General features: G+C 64.5%; 21 protein-coding genes and 1 pseudogene. 9 read left to right on the forward strand and 13 right to left on the reverse strand.

Annotated features, from left to right (window positions below):
- Positions 1-9 precede the first annotated feature (9 nt).
- The gene (locus tag HUI96_RS10210; RefSeq protein WP_188254531.1) at positions 10-378 is read left to right on the forward strand and encodes a YciI family protein; all 369 of its coding nucleotides are present in this window, start codon (positions 10-12) and stop codon (positions 376-378) included.
- Between the two features lie 166 nt (positions 379-544).
- Here the strand turns inward: HUI96_RS10210 and HUI96_RS10215 are convergent, their stop codons facing one another.
- The 9 genes from HUI96_RS10215 to HUI96_RS10255 all read right to left on the reverse strand — a co-directional run bounded on the left by HUI96_RS10215 (position 545) and on the right by HUI96_RS10255 (position 9821).
- Positions 545-1663: a branched-chain amino acid ABC transporter substrate-binding protein gene (locus tag HUI96_RS10215; RefSeq protein WP_188254532.1), complete on the reverse strand. Its 1119-nt coding sequence runs from the start codon at positions 1661-1663 to the stop codon at positions 545-547.
- A gap of 141 nt (positions 1664-1804) precedes the next feature.
- Complete coding sequence (locus HUI96_RS10220) at positions 1805-2152, reverse strand: DUF6867 family protein (RefSeq protein ID WP_188254533.1); 348 nt, start codon at positions 2150-2152, stop codon at positions 1805-1807.
- Between the two features lie 15 nt (positions 2153-2167).
- On the reverse strand, positions 2168-2896 hold the full coding sequence (locus HUI96_RS10225) for an ABC transporter ATP-binding protein (protein ID WP_188254534.1): 729 nt from the start codon (positions 2894-2896) through the stop codon (positions 2168-2170).
- The gene (locus HUI96_RS10230) at positions 2896-3978 is read right to left on the reverse strand and encodes an ABC transporter ATP-binding protein (RefSeq protein ID WP_237684049.1); all 1083 of its coding nucleotides are present in this window, start codon (positions 3976-3978) and stop codon (positions 2896-2898) included. Before HUI96_RS10230 ends, HUI96_RS10225 begins: the two co-directional genes overlap by 1 nt.
- On the reverse strand, positions 3978-5369 hold the full coding sequence (gene livM, locus HUI96_RS10235; RefSeq protein ID WP_188254535.1) for a high-affinity branched-chain amino acid ABC transporter permease LivM: 1392 nt from the start codon (positions 5367-5369) through the stop codon (positions 3978-3980). The genes HUI96_RS10230 and livM overlap by 1 nt, the downstream gene beginning before the upstream one ends.
- Before the next feature lie 3 nt (positions 5370-5372).
- The gene (locus HUI96_RS10240; RefSeq protein WP_188254536.1) at positions 5373-6275 is read right to left on the reverse strand and encodes a branched-chain amino acid ABC transporter permease; all 903 of its coding nucleotides are present in this window, start codon (positions 6273-6275) and stop codon (positions 5373-5375) included.
- 324 nt (positions 6276-6599) lie between these two features.
- Positions 6600-7601 (reverse strand): 4-hydroxyproline epimerase, encoded by a 1002-nt coding sequence (locus HUI96_RS10245; RefSeq protein WP_188254537.1) that lies wholly within the window; start codon positions 7599-7601, stop codon positions 6600-6602.
- Between the two features lie 45 nt (positions 7602-7646).
- Positions 7647-8906 carry an NAD(P)/FAD-dependent oxidoreductase gene (locus tag HUI96_RS10250; protein WP_188254538.1) on the reverse strand — a complete coding sequence of 420 codons (1260 nt, stop codon included), beginning with the start codon at positions 8904-8906 and terminating at the stop codon, positions 7647-7649.
- A 21-nt stretch (positions 8907-8927) separates the two neighbouring features.
- Positions 8928-9821 (reverse strand): dihydrodipicolinate synthase family protein, encoded by an 894-nt coding sequence (locus HUI96_RS10255; protein ID WP_188254539.1) that lies wholly within the window; start codon positions 9819-9821, stop codon positions 8928-8930.
- A gap of 103 nt (positions 9822-9924) precedes the next feature.
- Between HUI96_RS10255 and HUI96_RS10260 the strand changes: the two genes are divergently transcribed.
- Positions 9925-10578, forward strand: coding sequence for a GntR family transcriptional regulator (locus HUI96_RS10260; protein ID WP_337918209.1), 654 nt, complete (start codon positions 9925-9927; stop codon positions 10576-10578).
- A gap of 98 nt (positions 10579-10676) precedes the next feature.
- Here the strand turns inward: HUI96_RS10260 and bfr are convergent, their stop codons facing one another.
- Both bfr and HUI96_RS10270 read right to left on the reverse strand, forming a co-directional pair.
- A complete protein-coding gene (gene bfr / locus HUI96_RS10265; RefSeq protein ID WP_188254540.1) occupies positions 10677-11162 on the reverse strand; it encodes a bacterioferritin in 486 nt (161 codons plus the stop codon).
- Entirely contained in the window at positions 11128-11439 is a 312-nt protein-coding gene (locus HUI96_RS10270) for a (2Fe-2S)-binding protein (RefSeq protein WP_188254607.1), read from the reverse strand. The genes bfr and HUI96_RS10270 overlap by 35 nt, the downstream gene beginning before the upstream one ends.
- A gap of 350 nt (positions 11440-11789) precedes the next feature.
- On the opposite strand from HUI96_RS10270, the gene HUI96_RS10275 reads away from it, so the two are divergent.
- Together HUI96_RS10275 and HUI96_RS10280 are read left to right on the forward strand one after the other, a co-directional pair.
- Positions 11790-13037 carry an NAD(P)/FAD-dependent oxidoreductase gene (locus tag HUI96_RS10275; RefSeq protein ID WP_188254541.1) on the forward strand — a complete coding sequence of 416 codons (1248 nt, stop codon included), beginning with the start codon at positions 11790-11792 and terminating at the stop codon, positions 13035-13037.
- A gap of 144 nt (positions 13038-13181) precedes the next feature.
- Positions 13182-14420 (forward strand): TCR/Tet family MFS transporter, encoded by a 1239-nt coding sequence (locus HUI96_RS10280; protein ID WP_188254542.1) that lies wholly within the window; start codon positions 13182-13184, stop codon positions 14418-14420.
- Here HUI96_RS10280 and HUI96_RS10285 read toward each other — a convergent pair.
- Complete coding sequence (locus HUI96_RS10285) at positions 14417-15553, reverse strand: DegT/DnrJ/EryC1/StrS family aminotransferase (RefSeq protein WP_188254543.1); 1137 nt, start codon at positions 15551-15553, stop codon at positions 14417-14419. The genes HUI96_RS10280 and HUI96_RS10285 overlap by 4 nt on opposite strands.
- Before the next feature lie 246 nt (positions 15554-15799).
- On the opposite strand from HUI96_RS10285, the gene denD reads away from it, so the two are divergent.
- The 3 genes and pseudogenes from denD to HUI96_RS10300 form a co-directional block, all read left to right on the forward strand.
- Positions 15800-16780, forward strand: coding sequence for a D-erythronate dehydrogenase (gene denD / locus HUI96_RS10290; protein ID WP_188254544.1), 981 nt, complete (start codon positions 15800-15802; stop codon positions 16778-16780).
- 125 nt (positions 16781-16905) lie between these two features.
- Positions 16906-17151 carry a type II toxin-antitoxin system Phd/YefM family antitoxin gene (locus HUI96_RS10295; RefSeq protein WP_188254545.1) on the forward strand — a complete coding sequence of 82 codons (246 nt, stop codon included), beginning with the start codon at positions 16906-16908 and terminating at the stop codon, positions 17149-17151.
- A gap of 17 nt (positions 17152-17168) precedes the next feature.
- Positions 17169-17555 (forward strand): annotated as a pseudogene (locus tag HUI96_RS10300) (type II toxin-antitoxin system VapC family toxin); the annotation flags it as partial.
- 7 nt (positions 17556-17562) lie between these two features.
- Here HUI96_RS10300 and typA read toward each other — a convergent pair.
- Complete coding sequence (typA, locus tag HUI96_RS10305) at positions 17563-19389, reverse strand: translational GTPase TypA (protein ID WP_188254546.1); 1827 nt, start codon at positions 19387-19389, stop codon at positions 17563-17565.
- Positions 19390-19587: 198 nt separating this feature from the next.
- Between typA and HUI96_RS10310 the strand changes: the two genes are divergently transcribed.
- Complete coding sequence (locus tag HUI96_RS10310; protein WP_188254547.1) at positions 19588-21285, forward strand: adenylate/guanylate cyclase domain-containing protein; 1698 nt, start codon at positions 19588-19590, stop codon at positions 21283-21285.
- Positions 21286-21368: 83 nt separating this feature from the next.
- Positions 21369-21860, forward strand: a complete 492-nt coding sequence (locus HUI96_RS10315; protein ID WP_188254548.1) for a GNAT family N-acetyltransferase — start codon at positions 21369-21371, stop codon at positions 21858-21860.
- Positions 21861-21934 lie beyond the last annotated feature (74 nt).

The raw sequence follows: 21934 nt of genomic DNA on the forward strand, positions 1-21934 counted from the left end.
GGAGGACAGATGCTCTACGCTATTTTGGCCTACCATGTGGAAGGCGTGGTCCTTTCTTGGTCCGAGCAAGAGAGGCAGGCGCTGATGAGCGAGCTCAACAAGGTGCATGACGGCCTCAAGGAGGCTGGCAAGCTTGGACCCGCGGCGCGGCTCGATCCCACCGCCACGGCGTGCACGCTGCGTGAAGGCGTGGTCACCGACGGGCCGTTCGCCGAGACCAAGGAGCAACTACTCGGCCTCTACGTGGTGGATTGTTCCACGCGCGAGGAGGCAGTTGCCGCCGCACGTGACCTGCAGCGCGTCAATAAGACGGCTGTATACGAGATCCGGCCGATATCGTTGTATGTGCCGGGGGTGGCTGTTTCGGGCGGCGAATAGCCAGAATGACATGGGACGAGAACCAGGTTGTCTCGGTCCTTTTCTTTCGCTCGAGCGAAGCGGAAGGCGCGTGCTGCCACCCGATTATCGCTTTGGCCAATACGCTATCGACAAACAAAATGCCCGGCGCGCAGGCGCCGGGCATTCGTAGGTTCCGATAGTACGATTACTGCTGCTGGGCGTAGGTGTACTTGCCGTCTTCGCCCTTCTTCCACTCGTACATCACATAGCCCGGAAGCTTTGGATCGCCCTTCTCATCATAAGCGATGTCGCCGAGGGCGGTCTTGAACGGACCCTTTTCCTTCAGAGCCTTGGCCACTTCCTGCGGGTCGGTGGAGCCGGCTGCCTTGGCAGCGTCGGCGATCACCTGCATCGCAGCATAGGAGTAGAGCGTGTAGGCCTCCGGCTCAAAGCCCTGGGCACGGAACTTCTCAACAAGCTCCTTATTCTCAGGGTTCAGGCGCGGATCGGGACCGAAGGTGTTGAGGGTGCCCGCAACTGCATCGCCGGCGATCGCGGCCAGTTCGTTGGAGACGATGCCGTCGCCCGAAACCAGCGTCGCCTTCAGGCCCTGGTCGGCCGACTGCCGGATGATGAGGCCGGCTTCGGTATGGAGGCCGCCCCAGTAGATGATGGATACGCCGGCTTCCTTCATCTTGGCGATCAGGGCCGAGAAGTCCTTGTCGCCAACGTTCACGCCTTCATAGATCACTTCGTTGACGCCGGCTGCGTTCATCGCCTTCTTGGTCTCGTCGGCGAGGCCCTGGCCGTAAGGCGTCTTGTCGTGGATGATGGCGATCTTGCGGTCCTTGAACTTGTCGGCGAGATAGGCGCCGGCGATGCCGCCCTGCTGGTCATCGCGGCCGCAGGTGCGGAACACGTTCCACAGGCCGCGCTCGGTGAACTGCGGGTTGGTCGCCGCCGGGGTCACTTCCAGAATGCCGTTCTCGGCGTAAACTTCCGAGGCCGGGATCGACACGCCCGAGTTGAAGTGGCCGACGACGAACTTGACGCCATCGGCGACGAACTTGTTGGCGACCGAGATGCCCTGCTTCGGATCGGACACGTCGTCGCCGACCACCAGCTTGATCTGCTCGCCATTGATGCCGCCCGCCGCATTGATGTCGGCAACAGCCTGTTCGGCGCCCTTCTGCAGTTGCGCTCCGAAGGCTGCGTTGGGGCCGGTGATCGGTCCGGCCACGGCGATGACAATATCCGCCCAGGCGCTGCCGCTGAACGCGACCAGCGCGGTCAGGGCAACCGCGGACAGAAGAGATTTCTTCATTGATACGCTCCCATTACCGGGCGGGCCCTGGATGAATACTTGTCTGTCATGCGACGCCCACCCTTATCGCAGAACAGCCAGTTTGCCGATTTTCAGGCACTTGTCACGCCGTTTCATCCCGATCCGGCGAGATCGATTGGCTCAGCTTTTTGTCTTCCAGCCGAGCGCGGAAGTCCTTTCGTATAGCCAGTGATACTGCGTCACCATTTGGTTCGTGCGGGTGTAGCGATAGCCAAGCAGGCCGAAGATGAGCAGGATGACGGTATCGACGATGTAGTACTGCGCCGAGAACATGGTTCCCTCGAACAGCGCATGGTGGATGAAGCGCACCGCCAACCCGAGCAGCAGGAGATAGACGACCAGAGCCGATACCGGCCGCCAGGTCTGCGCACAGGCGCGGCCAGTCATCCAGGCCGCCCAGCCACCCAGGAGGCAGGTAACGAAAAGGAATTGCCAGATATTGGCTTCTTCATAAAGGATGCCGTGCATGATGCTACTCCCGTCTCAGTGCCGGCCGCCTTCCAGATAGGCGGCGCGCACCTCCGGATTGGCGAGAAGCTCCTTGCCGGTGCCGCTCATCGTTACGTTGCCGTTGACCATAACGTAGCCACGAGTCGCCAGCTTCAGCGCGCCGAAGGCGTTCTGCTCGACCAGGAACACGGTCAGCCCCTGCTTCTCGTTGAGCTCGCGTATGGCATCGAAGATCTGCTTGACGATCAGTGGCGCCAGACCGAGCGACGGTTCGTCGAGAAGCAGCAGCTTTGGCCGGGCCATCAGCGCGCGGGCGATCGACAGCATCTGCTGCTCGCCGCCCGACAGCGTGCCGCCCCGCTGCGACAGACGCTCCTTGAGCCGCGGGAACAGTTGGAAGACCTTCTCGGCGTCCTCATCGAAATGTTTGAGGTTGTCGAGGCTGGCGCCCATCTGCAGGTTTTCGAGCACAGTCATGCGCGGGAAGATGCGCCTGCCTTCCGGAGACTGGGCTATGCGCAGCCGGGCGATCTCATGCGTAGGCAGGCTTGTGATGTCGTTGCCGCCGAAGGTGATTGTTCCGGTGCGCGCGCGGGGCGCACCGAAGATCGTCATCATCAGCGTCGACTTCCCGGCACCGTTGGCGCCGATCAGGGCGACGATCTCGCCTTCGTTGACGGCGACATTGACGCCGTTCAGCGCGCGGATATTGCCGTAGTAGGTCTCGACACCCCTGACGTCGAGCAAGGCTCTCGAGGCCATTATTCCCCACCTCCGCGCTTGTCGTCCGGCTGGCCGGAAATCCCGGCCGCCCTGTCCCTGGCCTCTCGCTCCTCGATCCGTTCGGCTTTCGAAGCTCCACGCATCACGGAAACGCGCTCTTCGTCGTCGCTATGCGCGATCGTGTCGGTGACGGGGCCCGCCAGCATCGACGCCGAATCGGGGGGGCCATGGTCGCGGTCAGGCTCGGCATCAAGCTCCTCGATGACGCGATCGTCGCCGACTTCGGTGAGCACCTCGACGATCTCCTCGTCTTCGACGCCAAGATAGGCGGCGATGACCTTGGGATCGCTCTTCACGGAAGTGGGATCGCCATCCGAGATCTTGCGGCCATATTCGAGCACGACGACATGGTCGGAGATCTCCATCACCACCGACATGTCGTGCTCGATGAGCAGGATCGAGGTGCCGGTATGGTCCTTGATGTCGTTGAGCAGCGCGTTGAGCGCATGCGACTCACGGGGGTTGAGGCCCGCGGCCGGCTCGTCCAGGCAGAGCAGTTCCGGTCCGGTGCACATCGCCCGGGCGATCTCCAGCCGGCGCTGCGCGCCATAGGGAAGGTCGCCGGCGGGATCGTCGGCGCGGTCAATGAGGTCGGCCTTCTCCAGCCAGAACTTCGCAAGGTCGATCGCCTCGGCGGAGGCCCGCCTGTAACCGCCGATGCCAACGAGGCCAAGGATGGTGTAGCCCGACGCCTTCATCAGCTTGTTGTGCTGGGCGACCAGAAGGTTTTCCAGCAGGGTCATGCCCGAGAACAGGCGGATGTTCTGGAAGGTGCGCGCCACCCGGGCGCGCGCCGTGATCTCATGGCCGGGCAGGCGCTCCAGGAGATAGGCCGACCCGTCGCGCCTTGCCATCGTGATCATGCCTTCGGTCGGCTTGTAGAAGCCGGTGATGCAGTTGAACACAGTGGTCTTGCCGGCGCCGTTCGGGCCGATCAGCGCGGTGATGTCGCCGCGGCGGGCCTCGAACGACAGATCGCCGATGGCGACCAGGCCGCCGAACTTCATCGAGAGGTGTTCGACCTTCAGGATCGGGTCGGGCATCGGAACTGTGTACTCCATCAGCCGTGCCCTTCCTTGGTGAAGGAGGCGGATACCGCCTTTCGTTCGTGCAGGAAGGCGGTCGGTTCCCGGCTTCCGACGAATCCGCGCGGCTTCCACACCATGACGATCACCATGGCCAGACCGAACAGCAGCATGCGGTAGAGTTCGGGCGTAAAGCCGTCGCCGAACACCGCCTTGAGGAACTGCATCTCGCGCAGGATCTCGGTGCCGCCGATCATGACGACGGCAGCGACGGCGATGCCGGCCAGCGAGCCCATGCCGCCGAGGACCACGATCGCCAGGATGATCGCCGATTCCAGGAAGACGAAGGATTCCGGGCTGACGAAGCCCTGCCGCGCGGCGAAGAACGAGCCGGCAAAGCCGCCGAACATCGCGCCCGTCGCGAATGCGGTGAGTTTGGTGGTCGTCGTGTTGATGCCGAGCGAGCGGCAGGCGATCTCGTCCTCGCGCAGCGCCTCCCAGGCACGTCCCACCGGCATGCGTCGCAGCCGGATCGTCACGAAGGCGGTGAGCATCGCCAGCAGCAGGATGAGATAATAGAGGAAGATCTTGTAATAGGCGCCAGAGGTCGCGATCCCCAGCACCTTGCCGATGTAGTGGGGCGACGAGACGTCGAAGTTGAAGATGCCGAAGAATGTGACCTTCGGGATGCCCGATATACCCGCCGAGCCGTTGGTCACCTCGCGCCAGTTGATGATGACGAGGCGGATGATCTCGCCGAAGGCAAGCGTCACGATCGCGAGATAGTCGCCGCGCAGGCGCAGCACCGGAAAGCCGAGAATGACGCCCCAGAACGCCGCCATCATGCCCGCCGCCGGCAGCAGGATCCAGAAGGACCAGCCGAACTCGCTGGCGAGCAAGGCGTAGGAGTAGGCGCCGACCGCGTAGAAGGCGACGTAGCCGAGGTCGAGCAGGCCGGCGAGGCCGACGACGATGTTCAGACCCCAGGCCAGCATCACGTAGATCAGAATCTGGATGCCGAAATTGTCGACCCACTTGAGCGAGCCCTGGAGGCCGACCAGTGCGACAATGACGACCGGGTAAAGGAAAAGGCCCAAAACCGCCAGCTTTGTCCAATTCTTGCGAAGAGCGCTCGGCTCGACCGCGACGGCGGGAGCCTTCGCCCTTGCCGCAGCGCGCGCGGCCAACGTCGGCTGGAGATAGGCGACATAGGCGAAGCGCCCGGCCATCGTGAGCAGCACCAGGATTGCGAGGACGCCCCAGCGCTGCACCAGGATCAGTTCGTTGCGGATGTTCTGGTCGGTCTTCAGTCCGACAAGAAGCACGAACAGCCCGAAGGAGATCGCACCGGCGAAGAGAGCCTCGCGAATGGCAGTAGCGTAGTTCGTGTTGGCGGCGACCCGCTCTGTGGAGACGGCTTCAGCCATGGGTCAGACCTTTTCCACTTCGGGGCGGCCCAAAATGCCGGAGGGCAGGAAGATCAGCACGATCGCCAGGATCGAGAAGGCAGCGACGTCCTTGTAGTCGATCGAGAAGTAGGCCGACCACATGCTCTCGATGAAGCCGATCATGAGCCCGCCGACCACCGCACCCGGGATGGAGCCGATGCCGCCGAGGACCGCGGCCGTGAACGCCTTCACTCCAGGCACGAAGCCGTCCGAGAACACCACCACGCCATAGTACATCAGGAACAGCGTTCCCGCGACCGCCGCGAGCGCCGCGCCCATGATGAATGTAATCGATATGGTGCGGTCGACGTCGATGCCGAGCAGCGCCGCCATCTTGCGGTCCTGCTCACAGGCGCGCTGGGCGCGGCCAAGGGAGGTCCTGTTGACCACGTACCAGAAGATGGCGAGCAGGGAGACCGTGACGATGACGATGATGATCTGCTTCAGCGAAACCGAGATGCCGCCGATGTTGTAGACTTGGCTGACCATGGGCGGGATCGGCTTGTTGCGCGGACCCTGGGTGACCTGGACGAAATTGGAAAGCGCGATCGACATGCCGATCGCGGTGATCAGGGGGGCGAGCCGGAACGAGCCGCGCAGCGGGCGGTAGGCGACCTTCTCGATCGTCCAGTTGTAGAGGCTGGTGAGCAGCATCGCGACGATCATCATGACCAGGAGCGCGATGACGACGGGAACCGAGTAGAAGACGGCGCCCAGAATGAGGAAGACGATTAGGGCGGTGAACGCCCCGATCATGAAGATGTCGCCGTGGGCGAAGTTGATCATGCCGATGATGCCGTACACCATCGTATAGCCGATGGCGATCAGCCCATAGATCGATCCCAGCGTCAGCCCGTTGATAAGCTGCTGGACGAAGTATTGCATTGAATCTCCATTCCCCTGGAGGTCGTCCTTAATGGCGCCTCCTTTTCATTGTTAGCCGAGCAGCATGGCACGGATCCGGGACTGACGATCAGTACCCTTCCGTTCCCATCATTCAGGCGTCCCATTTCGCCTGAATGCCGCGGCAGCCCCCTGGACCAGCGCGGACCGTAGCATTGGCATATCGCAATGTCCGCGATGAATCGAGGCTGTTTTAGCGGTTGCCTCGCATGAAATGTGACAATCTTGCGAAATACTGGTGGGTTGTTGCGCGTATGCGGCCCTCCCTCGCCGTCCGGTGCGTAGCGTGTCGAAGCTTCCTATGCGTCACTTCACGAGGAAGCCGTGAGCGAACGGATCGCGGTCGTCGATGAAGATCGTGTTCAAGCCGGTCATGCGCGCCCATCCTCCGATCGAGGGGACGATCGCAGGCTCTCCCGCCATTTCCACCTCGCGCTCGACGCGCCCGCGGAAGAGCGAGCCGATGATCGACTCGTGGACGAAGGCCTCGCCCGCCTTCAGACGTCCCTTTGCGTGCAACTGCGCCATGCGCGCCGAGGTGCCTGTCCCGCAAGGCGAGCGATCGATCGCCTTGTCGCCGTAGAACACGGCGTTGCGCGCATCGGCCTCTTCGTTCGTCGGCGCGCCGGTCCAGAGTATGTGGCTCAGGCGATTGATGCCCGGATTTTCCGGGTGGACGAACGAGTACTTCTCGTTGAGCCGCTGCCTGACAATTGGGCTCCAGGCGATCAGGTCGCCGGCCGAGTGGTCGGCCATGTCGCGAAAATTCTTCTGAGGCTCGACGATGGCGTAGAAATTGCCCCCATAGGCGACGTCGACGACGATTTCACCCAGTGTCGGGCATTCGACCGTCAGTCCTTCCGCATAGAGGAAGGAGGGGACGTTGGTGATCCGCACCTCCTCGACATATTCGCCTTCCTGCCGGTACTCGGCGATGACGAGTCCGGCCGGGGTGTCGAGCCTGAGCACGCCGGGGGTCTTCGGCTTCACCAGCCCGTGCTCGATCGCCATGGTCACCGTGCCGATGGTGCCGTGGCCGCACATGGGCAGGCAGCCGGAGGTCTCGATGAAGAGGATGGCGATGTCGCAGTCCGGCCGCGTTGGCGGATAGAGGATCGAGCCGGACATCACGTCGTGGCCGCGCGGCTCGAACATCAGACCGGTGCGGATCCAGTCGTACTCGGCGAGGAAGTGTGCCCGCCGTTCCATCATAGTTGCACCCTGAAGCACCGGCCCGCCGCCCGCCACCAAGCGCACCGGGTTTCCGCAGGTATGGCCGTCGATGCAGAAGAAGGAATGGCGGGACATTTCTATTGGACCTCCCAGACAGTCACAGCCATTGCGAGATGACCGTCAAAACCTCTGCGGACTGAAGGGCGCGAGATCGACGGCCGTAGTCTTGCCCGTGGCGAGGTCGCGGATCAAGCGTCCGGTCGCGGCGGACTGGGTCAGCCCGAGGTGTCCATGCCCGAAGGCATAGAAGACGTTGGGCGCACTGCGGGCGCGGCCGATCACCGGCAGGGAATCGGGCAGGGACGGACGATAGCCCATCCACTCGCGCCCGCCTTCGGTCTTGAGCCCCGGCAGGAACTGTTTCGCCTTCTCCAGCATGGCTCTCGCGCGCGCGTAGTTCGGCGGCCGCTTCAGGCCGGCCAGTTCCACCGCCCCGCCGACGCGGACGCCAGTGACGAGCGGCGAGACGACGAAGCCATGTCCGACGAAGGTCAGTTGCCGGCGCAGATCGAAGGCGCCGACCGGCAGCGTCGTGTTGTAGCCGCGCTCGGTCTCCAGCGGGACGCGATCACCGAACTTCGCGGCATGGAAATGCGACCAGGCGCCGGCGCAGATGACCAGGCTGTCTGCAGTGCTGGTCGAGCCGTCGGCAAATCTCAGCCGCACCTCGGAGCGTCCGGCGTCTTTGCGCGCGATCTCAGCGCCTTCGAACAGACGTCTCTCGAACCGGGCGCCAAGGCGCTCGGCATAGGCCCAGATCGCCTTGCCGAACAATTTCGGATCGTCGACCTGCTTCCAGGTCGGCATGAAGGTGCCGTGCGTGAAGCGTGGCGACAGTCCGGGCTGCAACTCGGCGAGGCGCGCGCCCGAGACATGCTCGAAGGGTATGCCGAGCCGTTCGCGCGCCTCCCAGCCCGGGAGCGACGCCTTCAACTCGGCCTCACTTTCGTAGAGGTCGATCGCGCCGTTGTGGCTGATCATCCCCGCAGCATCCGCGCGCTCGGAGAGCCCTGCCCATTCGGATTCCGCGAGCCGCATGAGGCCCGCCTGCGCATTCAGGCTCGCCTCGAACTTGCTCGGGTGGCCGGCGCGCATGAAGCGGATCAGCCAGGGCATTAGCTTCGGGAGATAGGCGGGGGGGATGGTCAGCGGCCCAAGCGGGTCGGCAAGCCAGCCCGGCAGCTTCTTCAGCATGCCCTTGTGCGAGAGCGGCAGCGGGTCGGGAAAGGCGAGCGCGGCTGCATTGCCGGAGCTCGTCTCTTCGCAGACACCTGTCCGGTCGTAGACCGTGACCTGGAAACCCGCTTCCGCGAGATTCGCCCCCGTACAGATGCCGACGATGCCGGCGCCTATGACTGCGATATGCGTACGGTCACTCATATTGAGGCGACTAGACCGAGATCAGAAAACGGGCAGTTCCGGCCGCTTCGCCAGCGCATCACGCACCACCTTTTCCGCAGCCGCGCGGCGTTCGCCGGATAGCGGCTGGCGCGGCATGCGGACACGGTCGTTGGTGCCGATCGCCAGCACCTCGGCCAGCTTGATATTCTGGACGAGGTAGGTGGAAACGTCGAGATCGAGCAGCGGGCGGAACCAGCGGTAGATCTTCAGCGCCTCGTCGCGGCGGCCGGCCTTCATCAGGCGGTAGATCGCGACCGTCTCGCGCGGGAAGGCGGTCACCAGCCCCGCCACCCAGCCGATTGCGCCGACCGAGAGCGCCTCGAAGGCGAGATTGTCAACGCCGGTGAAAAGGTCGAAGCGGTCGCCGAAGCGGTTGATGATCTCGGTGGAGCGCCGAATGTCGTCCGAGGATTCCTTGATCGCCACGAACAGCGGATCGGAAGCCAACTCTTCCATATCGTCAACCGTGACATCGACACGGTAGGCCATACGGTTGGAGTAGATCATCACCGGCAGGTCGCCGGCCGCCGCAACTGCCTTCAGCGTCGCCACCGTCTCCTGCGAATTGGTGTGGTAGATCGGGCTCGGCACCACCATCAGCCCATCGGCGCCCTCGCTGGCAGCACGCCGGGCCAGCGCCGCGCCGTCGCGGGTCGCCGCCTCGTTGACGGTCAGCAGCACCGGTCTTCCGCCAGCCACCTTCTGTGCGGTCTTCAGCACCTCGATCTTTTCGTCCTGGGAGAGCATCGGGCCTTCGCCGAGCGAGCCAGCGACGATCAAGCCGTCGCAGCCAGCCTCGATCAAAAGGCCGAAGCAGCGCTCCATCTCGGCATGGTCGAGCCTGTCGTCCGGCGTGAACTTGGTGGTGACGGCTGGGTAGATCCCGCTCCACATGGTACTTCTCCTCCAGATATATTACTGATATATCTGCCTCTCGGGACTCATGTCAACAAGCGCGAGAGGCTGATAATGACAAAGATGGATCAGAGGCGGGCTCGTGGATCAGCTTAGCACCGGAATTGAGTCGGCCACCGCCCGCGCCTATCGCGCCCTGGAGCAAGCCATCGTCATGCTGGATCTGGCTCCCGGCAGCATCACAACCGAGGCGCAACTGATCGAGCGGATTGGATTGGGACGAACGCCGGTGCGCGAGGCGATCCAGCGGCTCGCCTGGGAAGGTCTTATGGAGGTGCGACCGCGCGCGGGGCTCGCAATCGCCCCGCTCCACGCCGGCGACTGGCTGCTCGCCCTGGACGCGCGCGAAGGGGTGGAGATGGTGCTCGCGCGCGCGGCGGCACGCTACGCCACGCCACTCGCGATTGAGCGGTTCCAGCATGCCGCGCAAGCCATGCACCGGGCGGTGGTGGCAAGCGATGTCGCCGGCTTCCTAGAAGCCGACAAGGCGCTGGACGAGGCGCTGGCGCTTGCCGCCGACAACCGCTTCGCCGCGCGCCTGGCCGCACCGCTGCAGACCCACTCCCGCCGCTTCTGGTTCCGCTATCAGCGCGAGACCGGACTCGCCGAATCCGCCGCCCGCCACGTCGAGCTGATCCAGAAGATCCTCGCCGGGGATGAGGCGGGCGCGGAGGCTGAGGCCGGGAGGCTGATGGCGCTGCTGCGCAGCCACGCCCAGGCAGCGGTGAGCAGGTAGCCGTTTACGCAGACACTCGAACTGTCCCGGCACCACGGCTCCGCTGGGCGGCCAACGTCGAGAATTTGGGCTGCGCCAGCGACGAAATCTTGGAAAACCTACTCCACTTCGTTCGCCGGTTCGGCGTTGAGCTGGCCATAGCGTTCCTCGCCGATCTGGTTGAGCAGTTGGATCTGCGTCTCGAGGAAGTCGATATGGCCTTCCTCGTCCTTCAGAAGATCCTCGAACAGTTCCATCGAGACGTAGTCGCCGAGGTCGTGGCAGATTTCGCGGGACTTCTTGTAGGAGGTGCGGGCGTCGTATTCGCCGGCGAGGTCGGCCTCCAGCACCTCCTTGACGTTCTGGCCGATGCGCAGCGGGGCCAGGGTCTGCAGGTTGGGATGGCCTTCCAGGAAAATGATGCGCTCGATCAGCCGATCGGCGTGATGCATCTCCTCGATGGATTCTTCCCGCTCCTTCTTGGCGAGCTTCTGATATCCCCAATCGTCGAGGAGCCGGTAATGCAGCCAGTACTGGTTGACAGCACCGAGTTCCAGGAAGAGCGCTTCGTTAAGCCGCTCGATGACTTGGGGTTCGCCTTTCATTCAATCTGCTCCCGTATGTCGACCGGAGTTCCCTCACCCGGTCCAGGTATGAAACGAGGTCGGGCTCGTTCGGTTGCGAGCGCGCATGATAGGCTTCGGTAACCCGAATGATGATTTCGACCACATTCGGAAAACAGCCGCAACAGCGCCCGCGCTTGCGCATGCTGTGATAGACCTTGGCGGGGACGATCAGCGACCAGGGATCCTGATCGAGCAGGTCCAGGATTGCCTGTTCGACCTCCTTCTCGGTGATCACATTGCAGTGGCAGATCAGCATATCGTTCTCTTGGCCAGCGGCTCCGTCCGTTGGACCCTCGCCGGCATATCTATTGCTGCTAGCGGGCAGCCCTTTCAGCACGCTATCGGGATGGTAACGACCCCTCCCCTGCGCACATTCCCTCTACGCCTGCTGGACGGGTCGAGTCAATGAAGAGTCTTGAAAACGGCTTGTTCTTCAATACGTTAGAACTATTCTAAACTAGTCAGGTATTCTTGGCAGTGGCTTCCACGGGCTGCTCCTTGACTTCTCCGCCTTCCAGTGCGACGCGCTGCCGCGCCCAAATGTCGGGCCCAAGCAATTCTCTGGTGAATTCACTCGCTAAGCTGTCGCGCCAAAGGGAAGACCTTATGAACAACGGCGTCGTCATCATCGGAACCGGCCATGCCGGCGTGCAGGCCGCCGCCAGCCTGCGCGAGGAAGGTTTTGACGGGCCGGTCACGCTGGTGGGCGACGAGAGCGATCTGCCCTATCACAAGCCGCCGCTCTCAAAAGCCTTCCTCAAGGACGCGAACGCCAAGCCTCAAGTGCTGCGCGCCGAGGCCTTCTATACGGGTGCCGGCATCGACCTTCGCCTCGGCAGCCGGGTCGCTGGCATCGACCGAAGCGCCCGGCGCGTTCAATTCGAGAATGGCGAGGCGCTGCTCTTCGACCGGCTGATCCTGGCGACCGGCTCGCGCCCGCGGCTGCTACCTGCGACCGCCGGCCTGGCAAATGTTCTCGCCTTGCGCACCGTCTCCGACGCGCGGCTGATCCGCGAACGCGCCGGCAAGGCCGAGAATGTCGTCGTGCTTGGCGGCGGCTTCATCGGGCTGGAGATCGCCGCGACACTTTCCGCGGGCGGACGGACGGTGACCGTAATCGAGGCGCAGGACCGGCTGCTCGGCCGTGCGGTCGCGCCGCTGCTCGCGGGCCACGTCGCCGAGCGGCTAGCCACCACGGGGGTAAAACTGCTGACCGGGACCACGGTCGAGCGCTTCGAAAGCGAGGCGGGCCGTATCGTCGGCGTGACCACGTCCGCGGGCGAGCGGATCGCGGCCGACATGGCGCTGGTCGGGATCGGCGCCGTCCCGAACGTGGAACTTGCCGAGGCTGCCGGGCTGGCGGTCGGCAATGGCATCCGCGTAGACCCGCAGATGCGGAGCTCCGTGCCGGAGATCCTGGCGATCGGCGATGCGGTGAATTTCCGCCAGTGGCATTGCGGGGCCGACGTGCGGCTGGAATCGGTCCAGAACGCGACGGATCAGGCGCGACTGGCCGTGCGCACCATCATGGGCCACGGCGGCGTCTATGACAGCGTGCCGTGGTTCTGGTCCGATATTGGCGATATGAAGCTGCAGATGGTCGGCCTGATCGCGGGCAGCGACCGTGCGGTCCTGTCGGGCGAACCCGGCGAAAACCGCTTTTCGGTTTTCCACTACAGGGGGCTGGACCTGATCGCGATCGAATCGGTCAACCGCCCGGCCGACCACATGCTCGGCCGCAAGATGATCGCCGCGGGCTACTCTCCGACGCCTGAGGAACTTGCCGCAGGGGACCTCAAGGCCACCTTCGCCCGCTGGCAGGAGGATGGGTCAGGACGGGCAGCGGCGGAGTAGCCGCGCCCTCCGACTCCCTCGCAAGGGGGAGATGAGTGTCTCTCGATTCCCTCACCGTCACCTCCTGTCAGGAACATGCGGCTGGTAGCTGGCGCAGCGAAAGCCGGCAGAGTATAAGCCCCGTCCCCAAACACCGAGGACAGCATGAGCCCGATCACCGGCGCGAGGCGGCAGGCCGCGCTCGCCTTCATCCTCATCGTGGCGCTGCTCGATGTTTTGTCGATGGGCATCGTCATCCCGGTGCTGCCGCCGCTGATCGAGGAATTCGCGGGCTCGAGCGCCTCGGCCGGCTGGATCAACGGTGTGTTCGTGGCGCTGTGGGCCGCGGCGCAGTTCGTCTGCTCTCCGATCGCCGGTTCCCTGTCCGACCAGTACGGGAGGCGGCCGGTCATCCTGCTCTCGGCGGCGGGGCTCGCCTGCGACTACGTCCTGATGGCGGTCGCGCCGAACCTCTGGTGGCTGGCGCTCGGCCGCATCATTGCCGGCGTGACCTCCTCCAGCTTCACTACCGCCTTCGCCTACATGGCCGACGTCACCCCGCCGGAGGGCCGCGCCCGCGCCTACGGCCTGATCGGCGCCGCCTTCAGCGGCGGCTTCGTCCTCGGGCCGGTGCTCGGCGGCTTCCTCGGCGAGATCTCGCCGCGCGCGCCTTTCTGGTTCGCCGCGGGACTTACCGGCATCACCTTCCTCTATGGCCTTTTCGTCCTGCCGGAATCCTTGCCTCAGACGAACCGCATGATCTTTTCATGGAAGCGCGCCAACCCGTTCGGGGCGTTGAAGCTGCTGCGCTCGCATTCGGAGCTTGCCGGCTTGGCGACCGTCAACTTCCTGCTGCACTTCGCCCACCACGTATTCTCGGCGGTCTTCGTTCTCTATGCCGGCCACCGTTATGGCTGGGGGTCTTGGGAAGTCGGCCTCGTTCTGGCCCTGGTGGGCGCGCTCGACATGGCGGTGCAGGGGCTGCTCGTCGGGCCCGCGGTACAGCGCTTCGGTGATCGCCGCGTCATGGTGTTCGGCCTGTTCGGCGGCGCGGTCGGCATCGCCTGCATGGGGCTGGCGCCGACCGGCATGCTGTTTGCCCTGGCGATGTTCCCCAATGCGCTATGGGGGCTATCGATGCCGACGCTGCAGTCGCTCATGACCCGGCGGGTTTCGGAGCGCGAGCAGGGACAGTTGCAGGGCGCCAACATGAGCGTGGCGTCGGTTGCGGGCGTGGCCTCGCCGCTGTTCTTCGGTGCGGTCTATGCCACCACGGTGGAACCGGTCTCCTTCGAGCCCTTCCCGGCGCTGTCCTTCTTCATCGCCGCGCTCGTCCTGCTTCTAGCGGCGGTGCTGGGCTGGGTCGTGGCGAGGCGGGCGGCTGGGGCCGAAGCCGTGGCCTAGGCGGCGATCGCTTCCCGCACCGACTCGATGATGTAGGCCTGGTCGTCGGCCGCGAGATAGGGGTGCATGGGCAGGCTGAAGACGTCCTGCGCGACGCGGTCGCTAACCGGCAGGCCGTTGCCGACCGCCGGGAATTGGCGATAGGCCGTCTGGCGGTGCAGGGGAGTCGGGTAGTAGACGGCCGTCGGCACGCCCTTGTCCTTCAGGCGCGCCAGGATAGCGCCGCGGTCCTTGCCCGGCGTGCGGATCGTATACTGCGCCCAGGTCGAGACACAGCCCTCGAGCACGGTGGGCACGATGGCGACATCGCGCAGCCCGTCATTGTAGTTCGCTGCGATCCGGTTCCGCGCCTCGATCTCGTCGGCGAAGATCGCCAGCTTCTCGATGAGGATGCCGGCCTGCAGCGTGTCGAGCCGGCCGTTCATGCCGATGCGGACGTTGTCGTACTTGTCGGCGCCCTGGCCATGCACCAGCAGCGAGCGCAGCACCGCCGCCGTCTCATCGTCGTCGGTGAAGATTGCGCCGCCGTCGCCATAGGCGCCGAGCGGTTTTGCCGGGAAGAAGCTGGTCGTCGTCATCGCACCGATCGTGCCCACCCTGCGGCCGCGATAGTCCGCGCCGAAGGCTTGAGCTGCGTCGCAGATCATCCAGAGCCCCGCCTCCGAAACGACCGGTTCGATCTCCGTGTAGTCGGCCGGCTGACCGAACAGGTCGACTGAGATGACGCCGGCGGGCGTCAGGCCCGCCCGCTTGGCCTCCGCGATGGCGCGCTCCAGGCTCTTCGGATCGAGGTTGAACGTGTCCTCGTGGATGTCGACGAAATAGGGTGTCGCACCGATCAGAGCTACGACCTCGGCGGTGGCGGCGAAGGTGAAGCTCGGGCAGAACACGGCGTGACCTGGCCCGACCTCTCTGGCCATCAGCGCAAGCGAGAGGGCGTCGGTGCCATTCGAGCAGCCGATCGCATGCTTTGCGCCGCAGAATTTTGCGAGGGCCGACTCGAACTCTCCCACCTCCGGCCCAAGGATGTAGGCGCCATGCGCGAGCGTCCGCTGGATGGCGGCGTCGATCCTGTCCTTGATCCGCTCCTGCTGGGCGACAAGGTCGATGAAGCGGATCGGCTTTCTCGTCATAGAATGGTTCCGGGATGGCGAATCGGGCGGGAGCGCCACTGGCGCTAGGTTTGTTCCTATCGCGCCCGCCACGTCCAGGTCAAAACACACCGTATTATCGGCATGTTACGGCGCGTGTAGGGAGTTTCGGTGTTTGCCCGGCAGGATGACGGTCCTGGCCCACTGTCTCGCATGCAATTCGCGCATGCGCGGTGAGCCAATCCCGGCTATGTGTCGCCAAGACTGATTTTCGGAGGAGGAACGCCAATGCACGTGATGATCATCGGAGGAGCCGGCATGGTCGGCGGCAAGCTCGCCGCCCGGCTCGCCGCAAAGGGAACCCTCGCCGGCAAGGACATAGAGCGCCTGACCCTGGTCGACGTGATCGAGGCGAATCTGCCCGCAGGCAAGCCGGCCGCGGAGGCGATCGTCTCGGACATGTCCATGCCGGGCGAGGCCGAGCGGCTGGTCGCGCTCAGGCCGGATGTGATCTTCCACCTCGCGGCGATCGTCTCCGGCGAGGCGGAGGCAGACTTCGACAAGGGCTATCGCATCAATCTCGACGGGACGCGGTTCCTGTTCGAGGCGATCCGGCAGGAGGGTCTTCGCGATCGGTACTTTCCGCGCGTGGTGTTCTCGTCATCGATCGCGGTGTTCGGCGCGCCGTTCCCGGAATCGATCGGCGACGAGTTCTTCACCACGCCGGCCACCAGCTACGGCACCCAGAAGGCGATCGGCGAGTTGCTACTGTCCGATTACAGTCGCCGCGGCTTCTTCGACGGCATCGGGATCCGCCTGCCGACCATCTGCATCCGGCCCGGAAAGCCCAACAAGGCGGCCTCCAGCTTCTTCTCCAGCATCCTTCGCGAGCCGCTTGCGGGTCAGGAAGCCGTGCTGCCGGTCTCGGAAGACATCCGCCACTGGTTCGCCAGCCCGCGCGCCGCGGTCGGGTTTCTGGAGCATGCCGCGGAGATCGACCTCAAGCCGCTGGGGCACCGCCGCAACCTTTCGATGCCCGGCCTGTCGGCGACCGTAGGCGAGGAGATCGAAGCGCTGGGACGGGTCGCCGGCGACAAGGCGGTAAAGCTGATCCGGCGCGAGCCCGACGAGACGATCATCCGCATCGTCTCCGGGTGGGCCGGCCGCTTCGACGCACGCCGGGCGGAACAACTCGGGTTCAGGGCCGAGACGTCATTCGACCAGATCGTACGCGCTCACGTCGAGGACGAGTTGGGCGGGAAAGTGTGAAGGGTCGGAGCAGGGCGCATCGAGTTCACTGAAGCCTAGATGCGCCTCCATCCTTTACTGCGCGCTGGTTGCCGGAGTCGCCGAACTGCCTTAGGCTCACCGAACTATACCTCAAGGACGACAACATGCGTACGGTCGGAGCAATCGAGGCGAAGAAAAAGCTCGATAGCCTGCTCGATCTCATAGCTCGCGGCGAGGAGGTCGTGATCACCCGGCACGGCAAGCCCGCTGCAAAGCTGGTTGCACCGAGCGGAGAGCCAAAGCGGTCGTCGCAAGCGGCCGACGCCGTCATGCGGATCAGAGAGCGTAGACGAGGCGTGACGCTCGGCGGGATCAGCATCCGCGGGCTCATCGACGATGGCCGAAAGTAAGCTTCGTCGTCGACGCCTCCGTCACGCTGTCCTGGTATTTCCAGGACGAGGTTACCCTAACCTCGGAGGCATTGCTCGACAAAGTGGCTTCTGACGGAGCCGTTGTACCTTCACATTGGCGGCTTGAGGTCGCCAATGGTTTCCGTACGGCCCTCCGGAGGGGGCGCATCAGCCTCGAATATCGTGATTCTTCATTGCGCGATCTCGCAGCATTGCCGATCGAGATCGATACCCATACCGCGCTCCACGCCTGGGACACCACATTGGCGCTTTCCGATCGGTTCGGGCTGACGCCCTACGACGCTGCCTATCTGGAGCTTGCCATCCGCAGAAAGCTGCCGCTGGCCTCGTTCGACGATGCCTTGCGCGACGCCGGAGCCGTGGTCGGCGTCGCGTTGACATAAGACCTACTCAGGCCGCTCCCACCGCCTTCTGCTTCTCGAAGCGCTTGCGGTCATTCGGGTCGAGGTGGAGCTTACGCAGGCGGATCGTCTTCGGCGTCACCTCGACCAGTTCGTCGTCCTGGATCCAGGCCAGCGCCCGCTCCAGCGTCATGCGGACCGGAGGCGTGAGCTTCACGGCCTCGTCCTTGCCGGCAGCGCGGATGTTGGTGAGCTTCTTGCCCTTGAGCACGTTCACCTCGAGATCGTTGTCTCGGGAGTGGATGCCGATGATCATGCCCTGGTAGACCTTCACGCCCGGGTCGATCACCATGGGGCCGCGGTCTTCCAGGTTCCACAGCGCGTAGGCCACCGACTCTCCAGCCTCGTTGGCGATCAGCACGCCGTTGACGCGGCCGGCAATGTCGCCCTTGTAGGGCTCATAGGCGTGGAACAGCCGGTTCATCACGGCGGTGCCGCGCGTATCGGTGAGTAGCTCCGACTGGTAGCCGATCAGGCCGCGCGTCGGCGCATGGAAGACGAGGCGCTGGCGGTCGCCGCCGGAGGGGCGAAGCTCGACCATCTCGGCCTTGCGCTCGCTCATCTTCTGCACGACGACGCCCGAGTGCTCCTCGTCGACGTCGATGACGACTTCCTCGATCGGTTCGAGCAACTGCCCATCCTCGTCCTTCTTCATGACCACGCGCGGGCGCGACACGGCGAGCTCAAAACCTTCGCGACGCATCGTTTCGATCAGCACGGCAAGCTGCAGTTCGCCGCGGCCGGACACGTAGAACGAATCCTTGTCCGCCGACTCCTCGATCTTCAGAGCAACATTGCCCTCCGCCTCGCGCAGCAGCCGGTCGCGGATGACGCGGCTGGTGACCTTGTCGCCCTCGGTGCCGGCAAGCGGCGAATCGTTGACGAGGAAGGACATGGTAACGGTCGGCGGATCGATCGGCTGCGCCGCCAACGGCTCCGTCACCGAGGGATCGCAGAAGGTATCGGCGACGGTGCCCTTGGACAGGCCGGCGATGGCGACGATATCCCCGGCATGAGCATCCTCGATCGGCTGGCGCTCGATGCCACGGAAGGCAAGGATCTTCGACACGCGACCGTTTTCCAGTAGTGAGCCGTCGTGATGCAGCACCTTCACCGCCTGGTTGGGCTTGAGCGTGCCCGATTCGATGCGGCCGGTGATGATGCGCCCCAGGAACGGGTTGGCTTCGAGGATGGTGCCGATCATCCGGAACGGCCCGGTGCCGACCTTCGGCTCCGGCACGTGGCGAAGCACGAGGTCGAAGAGCGGAGCAAGTCCGTTGTCGCGCGGCCCCTCGGGCGCCTCGGCCATCCAGCCGTCGCGGCCGGAGCCGTAGAGGATTGGGAAATCGAGCTGCTCGTCGTTTGCATCGAGTGCGGCGAATAGGTCGAAGACCTCATTGACCACCTCGACATGCCGGGCGTCCGGCCGGTCGATCTTGTTGATGGCGACGATCGGCTTCAGGCCGACCTTCAACGCCTTGCCGACCACGAACTTGGTCTGGGGCATGGGTCCTTCGGCGGCGTCGACCAGCACGATCGCGCCGTCCACCATGTTCAGGATGCGCTCCACCTCGCCGCCGAAGTCGGCGTGGCCCGGCGTGTCGACGATGTTGATGCGGGTGTCCTTCCACTCGACCGAGGTCGCCTTGGCAAGGATGGTGATGCCGCGTTCCTTTTCGATATCACCGGAATCCATGACGCGTTCGGCAACGCGCTGGTTGTCCCGGACGGAGCCGGATTGCTTGAGGAGCGCATCGACCAGGGTCGTCTTGCCATGGTCGACGTGCGCGATGATCGCGATGTTGCGAAGCTTCATGTTCTCTTTTCTATGGACTCGGGAAATAGAGCGCAGGCCGAGGTCACAGCGCCAATTTCAATCGCGCGGGCTCTTACATGTTTTTTCGCATCTGCGAAAGGGTTTGCCGCGCAGTTCTGGTATGCACTGAGCGGCAGCAGTCTTGACGGACGCTGAACCCGCCACCTGAATATGGGCGGAAGAGCTGGGATTTTCGAGATGAGCGAGCCCGTGCGAGCCGGAGCGGCGGGGAATACTCGACGAGAGCTGGTCGTGCGCAACATGCGCCTGGTCTCCGGCCTCATCCTGATGGCCTTCGTCGTCACCCATCTCATCAACCACGCGCTCGGCCTCATTTCACTCGGGACCGCCGAGCAGGGCCGGCACATCTTCCTGAGCGTATGGCGCAATCCGCTCGGTACGCTGCTGTTCTACGGCGCGGTGCTCGTCCATGTCGCGCTAACGCTGCTTGCCCTTTACCGGCGCCACACGCTTTCCATGCCGCCGCGCGAGTGGGCGCAAGTGGTCCTCGGCCTCGCCATACCGTTGCTGATCGCGGAGCACGTCGTCGGCACGCGCGGCCTCCATCAGCTCTTCCAGGCGAAGGACACCTATGCCTTCGTGGTCGAGTTCTGGAGCCAGTCGGCCGCGAACAGCATCAGGATCGTCATCGCGCTCCTGGTGATCTGGGCCCATGGCTGCCTCGGCCTCTTCTTCTGGCTGCGGTATCGGCCCTGGTTTCCGCGTGCCGCCCCTTACCTCCTGGTGCTCGGCGTTCTCATACCGGTGCTCGCCCTTCTTGGCTTCTCGGACATGAGCCGAGAGGTCGCTGCGATGGAGTCGCCATCGCTGACCGCGATCGATCCCGACGTGGTGCCCGCAGCATTGGCCGCGAAGGATACGATCGATCGCGCGGTGTACGCCGCCTACGTGGCGCTGCTTGCGCTGGTGCTCGGTGCACGGGCGGTCCGCGACCACCTGGAGCGGCGAAACATGATCGAGATTCGCTATCCCGGCGGGCGCAGCGTGCGGGTAGCCAAGGGCTGCAGCGTGCTCGATGCCAGCCGGCTGGGCGGAATCAATCACTACGCCGTCTGCGGCGGACGTGGCCGTTGTTCCACCTGCCGGATACGGGTGTTCGAAGGTCTCGCGGACCAGCCTGAGCCCGATCCGGTAGAGGCGAGGACGCTTCTCCGGATATCGGCTGAAGACGACGTTCGGCTGGCGTGCCAGTTGCGGCCGACCCACGATCTCGGCGTGGCGCCGCTGCTTTCGCCGCTGCCCAGCAATGAGGCGCCGATGGGCGCAGCGAGCGATCCAGGTCACGAGAAGGTCGTCGCGGTGATGTTCTGCGACATGCGTAGCTTCACGGCCTTCGCCGACCAGCGGCTGCCCTTCGATGTCGTGTTCCTGCTCAACCGCTATTTCGGTGTGGTCGGCAATGCGGTCGAGAGCGCCGGCGGGCGTCTCGACAAATTCATCGGCGACGGTGCGATGGCGCTGTTCGGACTGGAGGGGCGGCCGGACGAGGCCTGCCGAGAGGCCCTGCTCGCCGCTCGCGCCATCATCGATGGCGTCGACAGGCTGAGCGAGGACCTTTCGGCGGAGTTCCGAGGGCATCTCAGGGTCGCGATCGGCATCCATGTCGGCCAGGCGATCGTCGGCAGCATGGGGTATGGACGAGCCATGAGCGTCACCGCGATCGGCGACACCGTCAATGTCGGCAGCCGGCTCGAGGCGGCGGCCAAGGAGTTCGATGCCGCGATCGTCGTCTCGGAAGCCGCGGCCAAGCTGTCGGGCCTCGACCTATCCGGCTTCGACGCGCGCGAGATCGAGATCCGCGGCCGCGCCAGGCCGCTGGGTGTCTATGTCCTTCGGCAGGGCGCGACCGCTCCCGCACCCGTGGCGGTGGGCTGAGCGCAACGCGCCGCAACCCGCCTCCTCCTTGCGGCACCGGCTTGTCCGTGGCACTCGTGCGCGCGGCCGGCGAGGAACTCTGAATGATCGACGACATGACCGACCTGCGGGACCTTTCCGCAGCCACAGCCGAACGGGTGCTCGCACTCAACAATGCCCATGCCGCGGAACTGTCGTGGCTGGAGCCGGAGAAGCTGCAGCGCATGATCGCCGAAGCCTATTTCGCGCGGGCAATCGGCGAGGCCGACGCTTTCATGATCAGCTTCGACCAGGATGCGGACTATGGCAGCCCGAACTTCCTGTGGTTCAAGGAGCGCTATCCCCGCTTCGCCTATGTCGACCGCGTGGTCGTTGCCCCGCATGCTCGCGGCCGGGGTCTGGCCCGGCGGCTCTATGAGGGACTCTTCCGCCAGGCGGCTGCCGACGGGCACACGAGGATCGTCTGCGAGGTCAATGCGGAGCCGCCCAACCCGGCTTCGGACGCGTTCCACGCCGCGCTGGGCTTCAGCGTGGTCGGGAGCGCGGAGGTGTATGGAGGGGAGCGGACGGTGCGGTATTACGCGCGGGTGCTGTAGCTTAGCGTACCCGCGCCCCTCTGATCCCTCGTCACAAGCGGCGGCTGTGCCTTGCGGCACGCCGGGCTATCGCC

Source organism: Pseudaminobacter soli (ex Zhang et al. 2022) (genome assembly GCF_014595955.1).
Lineage (GTDB): Bacteria > Pseudomonadota > Alphaproteobacteria > Rhizobiales > Rhizobiaceae > Kumtagia > Kumtagia pseudosoli.

Excerpts from the sequence above, each read along its gene's own strand:
- HUI96_RS10210 (WP_188254531.1), top strand. The coding sequence starts at position 10 with ATGCTCTACGCTATTTTGGCCTACCATGTGGAAGGCGTGGTCCTTTCT.
- HUI96_RS10215 (WP_188254532.1), bottom strand. The coding sequence starts at position 1,663 with ATGAAGAAATCTCTTCTGTCCGCGGTTGCCCTGACCGCGCTGGTCGCG.
- HUI96_RS10220 (WP_188254533.1), bottom strand. The coding sequence starts at position 2,152 with ATGCACGGCATCCTTTATGAAGAAGCCAATATCTGGCAATTCCTTTTC.
- HUI96_RS10225 (WP_188254534.1), bottom strand. The coding sequence starts at position 2,896 with ATGGCCTCGAGAGCCTTGCTCGACGTCAGGGGTGTCGAGACCTACTAC.
- HUI96_RS10230 (WP_237684049.1), bottom strand. The coding sequence starts at position 3,978 with ATGGAGTACACAGTTCCGATGCCCGACCCGATCCTGAAGGTCGAACAC.
- livM (WP_188254535.1), bottom strand. The coding sequence starts at position 5,369 with ATGGCTGAAGCCGTCTCCACAGAGCGGGTCGCCGCCAACACGAACTAC.
- HUI96_RS10240 (WP_188254536.1), bottom strand. The coding sequence starts at position 6,275 with ATGCAATACTTCGTCCAGCAGCTTATCAACGGGCTGACGCTGGGATCG.
- HUI96_RS10245 (WP_188254537.1), bottom strand. The coding sequence starts at position 7,601 with ATGTCCCGCCATTCCTTCTTCTGCATCGACGGCCATACCTGCGGAAAC.
- HUI96_RS10250 (WP_188254538.1), bottom strand. The coding sequence starts at position 8,906 with ATGAGTGACCGTACGCATATCGCAGTCATAGGCGCCGGCATCGTCGGC.
- HUI96_RS10255 (WP_188254539.1), bottom strand. The coding sequence starts at position 9,821 with ATGTGGAGCGGGATCTACCCAGCCGTCACCACCAAGTTCACGCCGGAC.
- bfr (WP_188254540.1), bottom strand. The coding sequence starts at position 11,162 with ATGAAAGGCGAACCCCAAGTCATCGAGCGGCTTAACGAAGCGCTCTTC.
- HUI96_RS10270 (WP_188254607.1), bottom strand. The coding sequence starts at position 11,439 with ATGCTGATCTGCCACTGCAATGTGATCACCGAGAAGGAGGTCGAACAG.
- HUI96_RS10275 (WP_188254541.1), top strand. The coding sequence starts at position 11,790 with ATGAACAACGGCGTCGTCATCATCGGAACCGGCCATGCCGGCGTGCAG.
- HUI96_RS10280 (WP_188254542.1), top strand. The coding sequence starts at position 13,182 with ATGAGCCCGATCACCGGCGCGAGGCGGCAGGCCGCGCTCGCCTTCATC.
- HUI96_RS10285 (WP_188254543.1), bottom strand. The coding sequence starts at position 15,553 with ATGACGAGAAAGCCGATCCGCTTCATCGACCTTGTCGCCCAGCAGGAG.
- denD (WP_188254544.1), top strand. The coding sequence starts at position 15,800 with ATGCACGTGATGATCATCGGAGGAGCCGGCATGGTCGGCGGCAAGCTC.
- HUI96_RS10295 (WP_188254545.1), top strand. The coding sequence starts at position 16,906 with ATGCGTACGGTCGGAGCAATCGAGGCGAAGAAAAAGCTCGATAGCCTG.
- typA (WP_188254546.1), bottom strand. The coding sequence starts at position 19,389 with ATGAAGCTTCGCAACATCGCGATCATCGCGCACGTCGACCATGGCAAG.
- HUI96_RS10310 (WP_188254547.1), top strand. The coding sequence starts at position 19,588 with ATGAGCGAGCCCGTGCGAGCCGGAGCGGCGGGGAATACTCGACGAGAG.
- HUI96_RS10315 (WP_188254548.1), top strand. The coding sequence starts at position 21,369 with ATGATCGACGACATGACCGACCTGCGGGACCTTTCCGCAGCCACAGCC.